The organism is Paraburkholderia ribeironis, from assembly GCF_900019265.1.
Lineage (GTDB): Bacteria > Pseudomonadota > Gammaproteobacteria > Burkholderiales > Burkholderiaceae > Paraburkholderia > Paraburkholderia ribeironis.
The window spans coordinates 40,901-54,010 of sequence record NZ_CYGX02000028.1; the positions used below are offsets into that span (position 1 = coordinate 40,901).

The window sequence follows — 13,110 nt, forward strand, 5'->3', positions numbered from 1 at the left end:
CCGTCCACGACTCACTCGCCCTACCGCATCAGACTGCGGCTTCGGCTTCAGCCTCGCTGGCCGCTTCAACGGCTTCGCTGTTGCGGATCAGATAGTCGAATGCGCTCAGCGACGCCTTCGCGCCCTCGCCCACAGCGATCACGATCTGCTTGAACGGCACCGTGGTCACGTCGCCGGCGGCGAACACACCCGGCACCGACGTCGCGCCGCGCGCATCGACGACGATCTCGCCGTGCTTCGACAACTCCACCGTACCCTTCAGCCATTCGGTGTTCGGCACGAGGCCAATCTGCACGAACACACCTTCGAGTTCGACCGTCTTCACGTCGCCCGAACGCAGATCCTTGTAGACCAGACCGTTGACCTTCTTGCCGTCGCCGGTGATTTCCGTGGTCTGTGCCTGGGTGACGACGGTCACGTTCGCGAGGCTGCGCAGCTTGCGTTGCAGCACTTCGTCGGCACGCAAGGTCGCGCCGAATTCGAACAGTGTCACTTCGCGCACGATACCGGCGAGGTCGATGGCCGCTTCGACGCCCGAATTGCCGCCGCCGATCACCGCGACGCGTTTGCCCTTGAACAGCGGGCCATCGCAGTGCGGGCAGTACGCGACACCGTGATTGCGATATTCGCGCTCGCCCGGCACGTTGATCTCGCGCCAGCGCGCGCCGGTAGCCAGCACGATGGTCTTCGCCTTGAGCACCGCGCCGTTGGCCAGACGCACTTCGTTGATGCGACCGGGAATCAGCGCTTCGGCGCGCTGCACATCCATGATGTCGACTTCATAGGTCTTCACGTGCTGTTCGAGCGCTGTCGCGAACTTCGGCCCTTCGGTTTCTGTCACCGAGACAAAGTTTTCGATCGCCAGCGTGTCGAGCACCTGACCGCCGAAGCGTTCAGCCACCACGCCCGTCGCAATGCCCTTGCGCGCCGAGTAGATCGCGGCCGCCGCGCCCGCCGGGCCGCCGCCGACGATCAGCGTATCGAACACCGGCTTGTTTGCCAGTTCTTTCGCGGCGCGCTCGCCAGCGTTGGTGTCGAGTTTCGCGAGGATTTCCTTCACGCCGCTGCGGCCCTGGCCGAACACTTCGCCGTTCATGAACATGGTCGGTACCGCCATGATCTGGCGCGCTTCGACTTCGTTCTGGAACAGCGCGCCATCGATCGCCACGTGGCGGATGCGCGGGTTGATCAGCGCCATCACGTTCAGCGCCTGCACGACTTCCGGGCAGTTCTGGCATGACAGCGAAAAATACGTTTCGAATCGATAGTCGCCGTCGAGATTGCGGATCTGTTCGATCACCGCATCGTCGAGTTTGACCGGATGGCCGCCGACCTGCAGTAGTGCGAGGACGAGCGACGTGAATTCATGGCCCATCGGAATGCCGGCGAAACGGATGCCCGTATCCTTGCCCGGCTCGCTGATGGAAAACGACGGCTTGCGTTCGCTGTCGCCGCGACGTTCGACCACGCTGACACGTTCCGACAACGTCGCGATTTCGTTCAGCAATGCCAGCAGCTCCTGCGATTTCGCGCTATCGTCGAGCGACGCGACAATCTCGATAGGCCTACTAACCTTTTCTAGGTACGTTTTTAACTGGGTCTTGAGGTTGGCGTCAAGCATGGCTATTCGATTCCGTGACGAGGGGTGTGGGTATCCCGGCGCCGCACGCATCCGGATAGGCACGGTGCAGCCCGGGAACGCACGAACCACGGCAAGACGCGGTTCGCACGGTGATGCGCCGCAAGGCGCCGGCAACCAAAGGCCCGAAGACCTTAGATCTTGCCGATCAGGTCCAGCGACGGGGTCAGCGTTTCTGCGCCCGGCGTCCACTTGGCGGGGCACACTTCACCCGGGTGAGCCGCGACGTATTGCGCAGCCTGCACCTTGCGCAGCAGTTCGCCTGCGTCACGGCCAATACCGTTGTCGTGAATTTCGCACAGCTTGATCTCGCCTTCCGGATTGACCACGAACGTGCCGCGCAGCGCGAGGCCTTCTTCTTCGATCAGCACGTCGAAGTTGCGCGAGATCGCCAGAGTCGGGTCGGCCAGCATCGGGTACTTGATCTTCTGGATCGTGTCCGACGTGTCGTGCCATGCCTTGTGCGTGAAGTGCGTATCGGTCGACACGCTGTAGATTTCGACGCCGAGCTTCTGGAATTCGGCGTAGCGATCGGCCAGGTCACCCAGTTCGGTCGGGCAAACAAACGTGAAGTCGGCCGGATAGAAAACGAAAACCGACCACTTGCCCTTCAGGCTTTCTTCGCTGACGGTCACGAAATCGCCGTTGTGATAAGCCTGTGCCTTGAACGGTTTGACTTGACTGTTGATGATCGGCATTTGCTGAGTCCTCTTTCTGGGTGGTTGGAAAGTGGAGTCAGTATCTCAGACGACGCTTAATAGGTAAAGTGGATTGTTTTAATTCTAGCGATAGTTTAACACTATTTATCTCGCCACCGACGACTATCGCGCCCGCTCAGTCCTTCAGAAGCCGCCAGAGCGTGGTGCGGCCGATCCCCAGCGCCCGGCTTGCCGCGGCGCGGTTTCCGCCGGACTGTTCGAGGGCGCGCATGACGTCCTCGCGGGCGGGAGTGGCACGGGTCAACACGCCGTTCGCGGCGGCGGAGTCCGCCTCTCGCGCAGTCACTGCGCCATCGGCCGCTCGCTTCATTCTGCCGAATTCGGGAAACACCCCCTGCAGATCCTGCGATGCGTCCGCAGCCTCGTCGCCGAGATAGATCGCTGCACGCGCCAGCAGATTTTCCAGTTCCCGCACGTTTCCGGGCCAGGCGTAATGGGCGAAGAGCGGCGCGAGAAACGTCAGCACGCGCTCCTGCGCCGCTTCCGGCAGACCATACTGCAGCGCGCCGCGGCTCAACAGGTGCCGTGCCAGTGGCGCGACATCGCCGCGCCGCTCGCGAAGCGGCGGCAATTCTATCTGAAGCAGGTTCAGACGAAAATACAAATCCGCGCGAAACGCACCCTCATCGACCAGCGCGTGCAGGTCGCGGTGAGTCGCCGCGATCACCCGCACGTCGACCGGCGTCGCCCGGCCCGCGCCGAGCTTCATCACCTCGCGCTCCTGCAGCACGCGCAGCAGCCGGCTTTGCAGCGCGGCGGGCATCTCGCCGATCTCATCGAGGAAGATCGTGCCGGTGTGCGCGATCTCGAAGAGGCCCGGCTTGCCGCCGCGCCGCGCGCCGGTGAACGCGCCCTCCTCGTGCCCGAACAGCTCGCTTTCGATCAGTCCTTCGGGCAGCGCCGCGCAATTGAACGCGACGAACGGATTGCCGCGCCGCCGGCTGGCGTTGTGGATCCCTTGTGCGACCAGTTCCTTGCCGGTGCCGCTTTCGCCGGTGAGCAATACCGTGGCGTCGTGCGCTGCGCCGGCACGCGCCAGCCGGCGCACCCGCTCGAGCGCCGGCGAAGCGCCGATCAGATCGTCCAGCTGATGCCGCGCGACCAGGTGCCTCGGCCGCTGACTGGTGCGCAGCGAACGGTCGATCCGCTGCGCGACCAGCGCATCCTGCACCGTCACCACGGTGCCGGAGCGCGCGCCCTGCTCGACGATCGGCACGCAGTTGACGATCAGCGCGCGACCGCCGATCTGCTCGATGCGCTCGTCGATCGGCAGATCATGGACGAGCGTTTCACGCAGCAGCGGCCCAACCGCACGCGCCACTTGCGCGGGCACATCCTCGTCGCGGTCCCGCAAGGGGACTTCCTTCGGGGCGTGCCCCAAAGGCACTTCCTTCGGGGCGCCCCCCAAGGGGACTTCCTTCGAGACGTGCCCCAAGGGCACTTCCTTCGGGGCGTCCAGCCCGAGCAGGTTGAGCATCGCCGGATTGACGGCTTCGAGCTGGCCAGCTTCGTCGAAGGCGGCGACACCTTCGCGCAGATGCGCGACGATCGTGTTCAGGCGCACGCGCTTCGACTCCTTCTGACGACTCACGCGCGCCAGCTCGACAGCGCGCTCGAACGCTTCTTCGACCGCGCCGAGCGAGTACAGGAAAACGCTCTCCATGCCAGCTTGCTGCGCGAAATCGCAGGCCATGCCGGGGCCGATGATGACGCCGCAGCCTTCGGCGGCGAGTGTCTCGACCGCGCGCCGCACTTCGTCGGGCGAACGGTAAGCGCGCTGCTTCAGGCCGACGTTCAGCCACGGGCTCAGGTCGGCCAGTTCGTGCGAGATCGTTTCATGCAGCACGAGCCCGATCGGCACGCCGGGCCACGTGATGGTGGCGCGCGTGATCGCGCTCAGCACGTCGAAGCCGTTCACCTTGACCATCACGACCGGCACGCTCAGGTTATCGCGCAGATACGCGCCATTCGATCCGGCAGCCAGCACGACATCGACCGAACCCGCATCCACGTAAGCCTGCAACGCGGCGACGGCCGCATCGTAGCCTTCGCGCACCGAGAGGAATCGCACGCGCTCGGCATAACGCGGCGCGACCGTCTCGCAAAGCGACTGCAGCCGGCTGATACTGACGAGAGCAACGCCAGGACGGCCAGGGTTGGCATTCGCAACGGACGACGTGAAAGTGGGCATCGCGGCACTCCTTGTGCGACTGCAGGCGATTAGAGGTTCAAAACCCGGATTCGAGGGCAGATTCAAGGGTTGGCGCCTCGAAACGTTCCACGAAACGTTTCATGGAACACGCTCAGTATTCTGCCACGAGTGGCGCGCATCATCGAACGCCACGCAACCTGTTGATTACGCGGGACAAGCGGCAATCCCGCGGCAAACCTCGCCCAATGGCATGCTTCCTGCGCTATGACGCCACGTCCTGTTCACGACTTCCCTTCTGGAGACACATCATGACCACTTCCGCTACCCGCCGCGCCGCCTTCCGCGCCAAGGTCAACCAACGCCAGGGCCTGCTCGTGCCCGGCGCGTTCAACGCGATGAGCGCGCGTGTGATCGAGGACGCCGGCTTCGAAGCGATCTACATCACGGGCGCCGGCGTGACCAACATGTCGCTCGGACTGCCCGACCTCGGCTTCATCGGGCTCGCCGAGGTCGCCGAACACACGGCGCGGATTCGCGATGCGGTCGCGCTGCCGCTGATCGTCGATGCCGACACCGGCTTCGGCAACGCGCTGAACGTGCGCCAGACCGTGCGGGTGCTGGAGCGCAGCGGCGCCGACGTGATCCAGTTCGAGGACCAGGTGATGCCGAAGAAATGCGGCCACTTTTCCGGCAAGGAGGTGGTCGGCACGAGCGAGATGGTCGGCAAGATCCGCGCGGCCGTCGACGCCCGCGAAGACGGCAACCTGCAGATCATGGCGCGCACCGATGCGGCAGCGGTCCACGGCATCGAGGACGCGATCGAGCGCGGTCATCGGTTCATCGAAGCCGGCGCCGATATCCTGTTCATCGAAGCGACCGAGTCGCTCGCCGACATCGAACGGCTGCCGTCGCTGTTCGACGCGCCGCAACTGATCAACCTCGTGATCGGCGGCAAGACGCCGGTGCAGTCGCGTGACGCGCTCGCGAAGCTTGGCTACGGCATCGTGCTGTACGCGAACGCGGCGCTGCAGGGCGCGGTGCTCGGCATGCAGCGCGCGCTCGGCACGCTCAAAAGCAATGGCCGCCTCGACGAAGACGCGACGCTCGTCGCGCCGTTCAGTGAGCGCCAGCGGCTCGTCAACAAGCCGTTGTACGACCGGCTGGATCGCGAGTACGCCGCGAAAGACTGAGCGGCGCGCGGACGATCGTGTTTGCGCAGGCGGGTTGGGCCCGAGGGCTGGCAGGCTAACGAGCGGCAGGCGGCAGACTCCGTCCCGGCCTCTACTTGTGCAAGGGCCACCGCGCTCCGCGGCGGTGTGGCGCGATTTATTGCGTTAGGATTCAGGGCTGGCGACGCGCGTGATCCATCACGGCTGGGACCGCGTGTTGCCGACAGTCGCCGATAGCCTCACCATCCTGTCGCTGATCCGCGTCGCCCGGATGCCGGGCGTCCGAAGCCGGAAACACGTTATCGAAAGGTAGTCGCAAGAACATGAAGTCAACACCGTCGTGCGCAATGCGCTGGCCCGCTCACCATATCGTTGCGCTCGCACCTCATGCCACGGGGACCGCGCAATGACCGGCAGCGCCACCCGCATTGCGCATATCGGCTGGCTGCCGTATCTCGTCGCAGCCACCTTCTTCATGGAGTATCTCGACACCACGGTGATCGCCACCGCGTTGCCGCAGATGGCGCACTCGTTTGGCGTCGGTCCGAACAGCCTCAGTCTCGGCATGACCGCGTACATGCTGGCGCTGGCGATCTTCATTCCGGCGAGCGGCTGGGTCGCCGACCGCTGCGGCGCGCGCACGGTGTTCTTCAGCGCGATCGGTATGTTCACGGCGGCCTCCGTGCTGTGCGGCCTGTCGCAGAACGTGCTCGAATTCACCGCCGCGCGTGTGCTGCAAGGCATGGGCGGCGCGATGATGGTGCCAGTGGGCCGCCTCGTCGTGGTCCGCAGCACCGAGAAGAGCCGCATGATGCAGGCCATCTCGACCATCACGTGGCCCGCGATCGCCGCACCGGTGGTCGGGCCGCCGATCGGCGGCTTCATCACGACCTATGCGTCGTGGCGCTGGATCTTTCTGCTGAACGTGCCGTTCGGTCTCGCAGCGATGGCCGTCACGCTCGCGCTGGTGCCGAACCTGCGCGGCGCCGAACGCAAGCCGCTCGACGTAGTCGGCCTGCTGTTGAGCGGCGTCACGCTGACGGCGATCCTGTATGGCGCGGAACTGGCGAGCCAGCCCGGCACCAATCCATGGGTCGCCGGTGCGGTCGTGCTCGGCGGATTGCTGGTCGGCGTGGTGGCGTTCCAGCATGCGAAGCATCACCCGCATCCGTTGATCGACGTGTCGACGCTGAAGGTGCCGACCTTCTCCGTGACGGTCGTGACGGGCTCGTTCACGCGCATCGGCATCGGCGCGGTGCCGTATCTGATGCCGTTGCTGTTCCAGGTGGGCTTCGGTTTGTCGGCGTTCAGATCGGGGCTGCTGCTGCTCGCGAGCGCGCTCGGCAACCTCGGCATGAAGGCGCTGACCACGCGCATTCTGCAGCGCTACGGTTTTCGCACGGTGTCGATCGTCGACGTCGCGCTGGCCGGCGTGTTCATCATCGCGTGCGGGCTGCTGACGCCTGACGTGCCGCTCATGCTGGTGCTGTTCGTCGTGTTCGTGTACGGGGTGGCGCGCTCGATGCAATTCTCGACGCTGGCGACGCTCGCCTACGCCGACGTCGCGCAGCCGCAGATGAGCGCGGCGAGCACGCTATGGAGCGCGGCGGCGCAGATGACGATTGGCCTCGGCATCGCGTTCGGCGCGGTCTCGCTGCGCGTGGCGGCGTTCTTCAACGGCGAGACGACGGGCCGCGTGTTCACGCTCGACGATTTCCGCCTCGCGTTCCTGTTCGCCGGGGTGTTGACGCTGCTGTCGGTGGCCGGCTACATGGGCCTTGCGCGCGACGCCGGACAGAGCATCGGCGGCGGCTCGCGCGCTAGTGAGGACCCGGCCAAGGGTTGATCGCGTGACCGCATGACGCGCCCCGGGCGATCACGCAAAGCGCCCCGTGCGATCACATATTGTGGGCCGCATCCTTTGACCACTTTTGACCACACATTGCAACCCTGTCGGAGACACGCAGTGCAAGCGGACCAACTGACCATCTCGAGCCACAAGGACGATCTCGACCTCGAGATGATCTACGCGTTCCTGTCGCAGCACACCGCATGGGCCGCGGACATGCCGCGTGAGACGTTCGAGCGGGCCGTCGCGGGCTCGCTATGTTTCGGCGGCTATCTCGACGGCAAGCAGATCGCGTTCGCGCGCCTGATCACCGACGAAGCGACTTTCGCCTACCTGTGCGACGTATTCGTGTTGCCGGCGCATTGCGGCAAAGGCTATGCGTCGGCATTGCTGAAGCACATATTCGCGAGCCCGTCGCTGAAAGGCCTGCGCAGAATCGTGCTGGTCACGACCGACGCGCATCACATCTACGAACCACACGGCTTCACGCAACTGACGAATCCCGAACGCTATATGGAGTTGCATAACCCGCACGTCTACCAGCCGAAGACGACGCGGTGAAGATGGCGCGTCAGGCGGCCGACTGACACGCCGTCAGCCGTAAGCGCGCTCGCGCACCCACTTGGTCATGATCCACTTGTCGCCGGCGAGCACTGGTGCGCCGCCATGCAAGCTCAGCGGATCGAGTTGCCGCTGACCGTTCATATAGCGGAAATACACCGCACCGCCCTGCATCGCCGCGACCGACATCCCCGCGTCCGGAAAAATCGTTTCGCCGCCGTCGGCGACGTCGTTCAGATAGACCACCAGGGTCGCGACGCGCTGCCCGCCCTGTGCGGTATGCACCGCGCTGCCCGGTTGATCGGGCGGGAAGTAATCGAAATGCGGGCGGTATTCGCCGGTCGTGTCGTAGTGCAGGATCTGCAACCCTTCACCGTTTTCGACCGGCGAGTTCATCAGACTCGCGATGCGCCGGTCGAGCCGCTCGATGAACGGATCTTCGCCGCGCTGATACCAGATGCCCTCGCTGGTGCGATTGCGGATCACATCCTCCTGACCGGTGGCGGGATTGACCGTGGTGGAGCGCTTGAGACGGTGGCGCGAGCGCTCGATCATCTCGCCGCACTCGTCGGGCGACAACACGTCAGCGAACACGATCACTTGTGGCCGTTCGCAACGCATCAGCACGCGCACGTCGCGATCGTACGCGCGGATTACATTGCCGCGCGCAACCGGCACCGCGTCGTACTGGTAGGTGCACGGCGCGACGGCCGCCCGTGCCGCCCCGGTTGCAGCCGAAGCGGCTGAAGCAGTTGAAGCGACTGCAGCGACTGCAGCGGATGCAGCGGATGCAGCGGATGCAGCGGATGCAGCGACTGCAGCGACCGACGCGGCACCCGCCGAATTCTGGCCTAACGTCCGGTGCACCGCGACACTTGCGGCGTCGGCGGCGAAGCCAGAGCGCACCATCGCCTCGATCATCGAGTCCGGACTGCAACCGCGCACCACGTTGCTGCTCAGCCACTCTTCCCATGCGGCATCCACTTCTGGCATAGCACTCCCCATTCGTCGGCCTGAAGCCTTACTGGATCAAGTGGGCCATATCATAGCAAGCGCGGTGCTCGCAGCATTCCGATAAGGCGACGTTCAGGCATGCTGCTGGCGGTCTCGATAGACGGCAAGGCCTCTGCGCGCCTGCGCTCTGATCGCGCGCTGCACGAGCGGCGACCAGCCAAGCAGCGTGCCTCTGACGCCCAGCGCCTGACGCATCCACAGCCACAGATCGAAGCTGTCGCGATGCTCGACGATGCGCCCGTCGCGAAACACGAAGCGCGCGTCGATCCGGTTGAGCACCGCGCGGCCGGTCTGACCGAACAGATAGCGGGCCACCCATTGGGCGCGGCCGGTACGGTCGTCCGCGACGACGCCGTCGAAGGTCAGCGAGAAGTCCTGCGCACGCGCCACCAGCATGCGCCACATGTCGCGCGCTTCGTCGCCGCGCAGCTCGCCGAAAACGGGATCGCTGAAGACAACGTCGTCGGCATAGCAGGCGGCCATCGTTTCGGCGTCGCGTCGCTGGAATGCGGTGTAGAAGCGTTCGATCAGTTCAGTGTTGGGATGGCTCATTGTTTTTCGTAGCGTATGTTGCCGAAGGTGTGGCGCAAAGCGATCCACGCTGGCGCCCGCAAAGATTCGCCGCTGGGCATGCAGCACACGATAACGGAAAACGGTGCGAACCGGGCGGCGCGGGCCCGTTATCCGTACGGCGCCACTTCACGCATCGCGCAAAAGGCGGCGCATGGCGCATCTGCCAAAGGCCGCCATTCACACGCGGGCTGGCTTTCGTTATATCCTCCTGAATATTGCGGTCGGCTTCGTGGCTTACGCCGCGAAGCAGCAGGAACCAGCAGGAACCAATAGCGGTGAGCAGCCGATTCACCTTGTCCGACCTCGCGGAACGCGGTCAACACACTTTGGGGACGAGATCTCGTCGACTATCGTCGCCGTGCAGTCGGCATCCGGGCGTGGCCAGGCGCGAGCCGACGCGCCCCCTGCCGCCGGCGCGCGGCAACTGACACGACCGCCGAGCCGCGCCGCGCGTGCGCCGAGCCCTCCCTCGCAGCCTCAAACGACTGATTCACGATTGCCGCATATGAACGCTTTCTTTTTTCCATCGTTATATCTGATCGAATATATCGATGGCGGCGTTCGTTCGCCGGACGTGCGCCTCTCACCCCTGCGCGCGTTCACACTGCTTGACCTTGAACCGGAGTGAGATCCCATGCACACGCCCCCGTTCCGTCTTGCCCAGCCCTCGCGCCTGAAGCTGTCTGGCGACGAGCTTACGAGCACCGGCATCCGCGCTGCCGATCCTTGCTGCACGCCCGCGAAGCCAGCGCCATCGAACAGGCGACGCACGCGTCTTGCCGAACTCGATGGCCATCTGCATTGCTCGATCATCGGCACCTGCTTGAGCACGCACGAGCTGCGCAAGCTGGTGCCCCGGTTCATGGGCCTCGACGGGCGCGACACGAGCGACCTCGAGATTCATCACAGCGCGGTCGAACTTGCGAGCGAAGGCGGCGCCGGCGCCAAGGCGCTGCACAAGCTGCTCGACGAGCACTACGCGGCGGCCATCCGTCGCTTCGACAAAGCCGCCGACGACATCGATCTGCTCAAGCTCTGGGACGAGGCGCTGAAAAACGGCGACATCCCACCTGCGTACTGGGCATTGATGACGCATCCGTTCGCGACCATGACGGTGCGCCAGAAAGCGTTCGGCGAATTGCACATGCTGTCGCATCTGGTGGGCGCGGCCAATCGCGCGGATATTCGCCGGCTGGTTGCGCTGGAAGAAGAAAACACTGCGCTCAAAGAGAAGATCGAGCGGCAGCAGAGCCGTTTGCAGACACTCAACACGCAGCGCGATGCGTCGATCGCCGCACTGAACCAGCAGATCGCGCAACTGACCGTACAGACCGTACGCCAGACGCCCGCCGATTCAACTGGTTTCGAAGCGGAGATGCAACGACTGCGCGACAGGTTGGCCGAAGCCGATCAGCAGGTGGCGCTACACACCAGCCGCCGCGAAGCCGCCGAACAACGCGCACTGCAGGAACAGCACGCCATGCTCGCCCTGCTCCAGAGCCGCGATCGGGCGCTGGCGCTGCTCAAGCAGGTGCAAAGCGAATGCGATGCGCTGGAACGCGCGACCGTTGACGCAGCGCACACCGCCAACGACATCGGCACGCAACGCGCTAGCCTCGACAGTGTGCGTGGCAAGCGGATCATCTATGTGGGCGGCAGGCCCGGTTCGAATACCGCGCTCAAGCGGCTGGTGACAGCGGCCGGCGGCGATCTGGTGGTGCACGATGGCGGCCTGGAGGATCGCAAGGGCTTGCTCGCCGCCGCGTTGCCGGGCGCGGACGTCGTGGTGTTTCCGGTGGACTGCATCGACCACGATTCGATGAATACGCTGAAACGGGTCTGTGAGCGCTACCAGATCGACTATCACCCGTTGCGCACGGCGAGCGTGGCGAGCTTCGTCGAATTGATGGCCCGATTACACCCGGGGCATCTTGCTCAACCCGGCAATGCGCCGCCGTCCGCGTTTTGCCTGCGGCATGGTTGAACGCGCGGGTTGTGCGTCGAGGGTAGCGGCTCAGGAACGGATCAGCCGGGTCAGCTCGGCAATCTGTTTCGCGCAACTTCGCTGCGCTTCTTGTTCGACGCCGCGATACAGGCGGATGATGGTTTCGCCGACCGGCGTCAACGTGCAGCCCCCGCCGCTTTGACCGCCCTGCTCCGAATGCGTGGCCGGCGACTTGAGCGAACGGTTCAATTCGTCGATCAGCAGCCATGCGCGCCGGTACGACATGCCAAGACTGCGGGCCGCTGCCGAGATCGAACCGTATTCGCGCACCGCTTCGAGCAGATCGACTTTGCCCGGCCCTAGCGCGACCGCATCCCCACGGCGAATGCGCATTCTGAAGCGCACTTCGGGGCGCGCCTTCGCGGAGCGGGTCGCCGGTACGGGTTTGGTCTTCGCGGTGTCAGCCATGCGCGCAAGCATACACGAACCGTCTCACGCCGCCACCCTGGCCAAACGGCCGTCAGCGCTGGGAAGGAAAGCAATGTCGGTAGTCTTCACAACCCGGGCAGCCCGGCGCGGGACCAGGCGGCAAGCCCAACGACAGTGCGCGTTGCGCGGCGAGAAATTTCTTCCAACGCAGATTGGCGATGTTCAGCGCGACGAGCGTCGGAAAGTAGCGCGTCAGCATCGAGGTGACTTCGTCGCGGCCGGCAAGGCCGAGGTCGCGCCATAAGTGATCCGGGCGCAGGCAGGCATGGGTGATGATCGTGGCGACGCAGTGCGCGTCGTCCGCATCGACCGCGGCGCTCGCGTGGGCGAGCAACAGCGCGTGAAGCGGGCGGATGAAGTCGGCGTGGTCGGTGTGGTCGGCGTGGTCGGCGTGGTCGGCGTGGTCGGCGCGATCGGTGTGGTCGGCGCGATCGGTGGGGTTGGCGCTGGTGCCGACGTTCTTGACGGTGACGTCAGCGGCGACCGGTAACACCGGCGCGATCGTTGGCGCATGCGTGAAATGCCGCGCGAGCAGCGTGCGCCATTCGTGCGGCTGAAGTCCGAGCAACGCGAGTTCGTTGCGTGCGTCACGCGCCGCGATCAGTTTGGCGAACATCCGCGTATCGGCCGAGGTGGGATCGATGGCTAAGCCAAGCCATTTGTCCACGCATGCGGCCACCTGCGCGTCGAGCGCAGCAGCGGGTTCAGCAGGCGCAACAGGTACGGCGCGCGCTGCAGGCACACCGTGCGCAAACGAATCCATCTTGCCTTGCCCTCCAACGATCCAGGTCTGCGCCATCGGAACCCGTGCCGCGATCCGCGCAAGCCGTTCGGCGTGCGTGGCGCGGGCAGGATGTCCGAACCGAAGAACAGAATCGACGCGCCGTCTTCGGTATCTGTTCATTCGCTATGTCCGTGTGTATATTACGCTGCGATGGCGTCCGTCGCACAACACTGCGCCGATATGCAATCTATCGCCACGCATATCGAGCGAATCGGC

12 protein-coding genes are annotated in these 13,110 nt (G+C 64.8%); 5 read left to right on the plus strand and 7 right to left on the minus strand.

Translation table 11 applies throughout. From position 1 onward, the window contains the following. Nucleotides 1-28: 28 nt before the first annotated feature. The 3 genes from ahpF to prpR form a co-directional block, all read right to left on the minus strand. A complete protein-coding gene (ahpF, locus tag BN2475_RS14265) occupies nucleotides 29-1,621 on the minus strand; it encodes an alkyl hydroperoxide reductase subunit F (RefSeq protein ID WP_094780166.1) in 1,593 nt (530 codons plus the stop codon). A 152-nt stretch (nucleotides 1,622-1,773) separates the two neighbouring features. Next, nucleotides 1,774-2,337: an alkyl hydroperoxide reductase subunit C gene (gene ahpC / locus BN2475_RS14270; RefSeq protein WP_094780167.1), complete on the minus strand. Its 564-nt coding sequence runs from the start codon at nucleotides 2,335-2,337 to the stop codon at nucleotides 1,774-1,776. Between the two features lie 136 nt (nucleotides 2,338-2,473). Then, the gene (prpR, locus tag BN2475_RS14275; protein ID WP_094780168.1) at nucleotides 2,474-4,549 is read right to left on the minus strand and encodes a propionate catabolism operon regulatory protein PrpR; all 2,076 of its coding nucleotides are present in this window, start codon (nucleotides 4,547-4,549) and stop codon (nucleotides 2,474-2,476) included. Nucleotides 4,550-4,818: 269 nt separating this feature from the next. On the opposite strand from prpR, the gene BN2475_RS14280 reads away from it, so the two are divergent. The 3 genes from BN2475_RS14280 to BN2475_RS14290 all read left to right on the plus strand — a co-directional run bounded on the left by BN2475_RS14280 (nucleotide 4,819) and on the right by BN2475_RS14290 (nucleotide 8,089). Then, the gene (locus BN2475_RS14280; protein ID WP_174641950.1) at nucleotides 4,819-5,700 is read left to right on the plus strand and encodes an isocitrate lyase/PEP mutase family protein; all 882 of its coding nucleotides are present in this window, start codon (nucleotides 4,819-4,821) and stop codon (nucleotides 5,698-5,700) included. 385 nt (nucleotides 5,701-6,085) lie between these two features. Continuing rightward, a complete protein-coding gene (locus BN2475_RS14285) occupies nucleotides 6,086-7,525 on the plus strand; it encodes an MFS transporter (protein WP_094780169.1) in 1,440 nt (479 codons plus the stop codon). A 120-nt stretch (nucleotides 7,526-7,645) separates the two neighbouring features. Then, the gene (locus BN2475_RS14290) at nucleotides 7,646-8,089 is read left to right on the plus strand and encodes a GNAT family N-acetyltransferase (protein WP_094780170.1); all 444 of its coding nucleotides are present in this window, start codon (nucleotides 7,646-7,648) and stop codon (nucleotides 8,087-8,089) included. 33 nt (nucleotides 8,090-8,122) lie between these two features. On the opposite strand, the gene BN2475_RS14295 is transcribed toward BN2475_RS14290, so the two are convergent. Both BN2475_RS14295 and BN2475_RS14300 read right to left on the minus strand, forming a co-directional pair. Next, a complete protein-coding gene (locus BN2475_RS14295; protein WP_094780171.1) occupies nucleotides 8,123-9,082 on the minus strand; it encodes a 2OG-Fe(II) oxygenase in 960 nt (319 codons plus the stop codon). A gap of 93 nt (nucleotides 9,083-9,175) precedes the next feature. Beyond that, nucleotides 9,176-9,655 (minus strand): nuclear transport factor 2 family protein, encoded by a 480-nt coding sequence (locus tag BN2475_RS14300; RefSeq protein ID WP_094780172.1) that lies wholly within the window; start codon nucleotides 9,653-9,655, stop codon nucleotides 9,176-9,178. Nucleotides 9,656-9,827: 172 nt separating this feature from the next. Here BN2475_RS14300 and BN2475_RS33590 point away from each other — a divergent pair, with 172 nt between their 5' ends. Together BN2475_RS33590 and BN2475_RS14310 are read left to right on the plus strand one after the other, a co-directional pair. After that, a complete protein-coding gene (locus BN2475_RS33590; RefSeq protein ID WP_143325787.1) occupies nucleotides 9,828-10,304 on the plus strand; it encodes a hypothetical protein in 477 nt (158 codons plus the stop codon). 6 nt (nucleotides 10,305-10,310) lie between these two features. Further along, the gene (locus BN2475_RS14310; protein ID WP_094780174.1) at nucleotides 10,311-11,660 is read left to right on the plus strand and encodes a DUF2325 domain-containing protein; all 1,350 of its coding nucleotides are present in this window, start codon (nucleotides 10,311-10,313) and stop codon (nucleotides 11,658-11,660) included. Nucleotides 11,661-11,690: 30 nt separating this feature from the next. On the opposite strand, the gene BN2475_RS14315 is transcribed toward BN2475_RS14310, so the two are convergent. After that, the gene (locus BN2475_RS14315; RefSeq protein WP_094780230.1) at nucleotides 11,691-12,014 is read right to left on the minus strand and encodes a winged helix-turn-helix domain-containing protein; all 324 of its coding nucleotides are present in this window, start codon (nucleotides 12,012-12,014) and stop codon (nucleotides 11,691-11,693) included. 127 nt (nucleotides 12,015-12,141) lie between these two features. Further along, complete coding sequence (locus BN2475_RS14320; RefSeq protein WP_094780231.1) at nucleotides 12,142-12,726, minus strand: nitrogen fixation protein NifQ; 585 nt, start codon at nucleotides 12,724-12,726, stop codon at nucleotides 12,142-12,144. Between the last annotated feature and the right edge of the window lie 384 nt (nucleotides 12,727-13,110).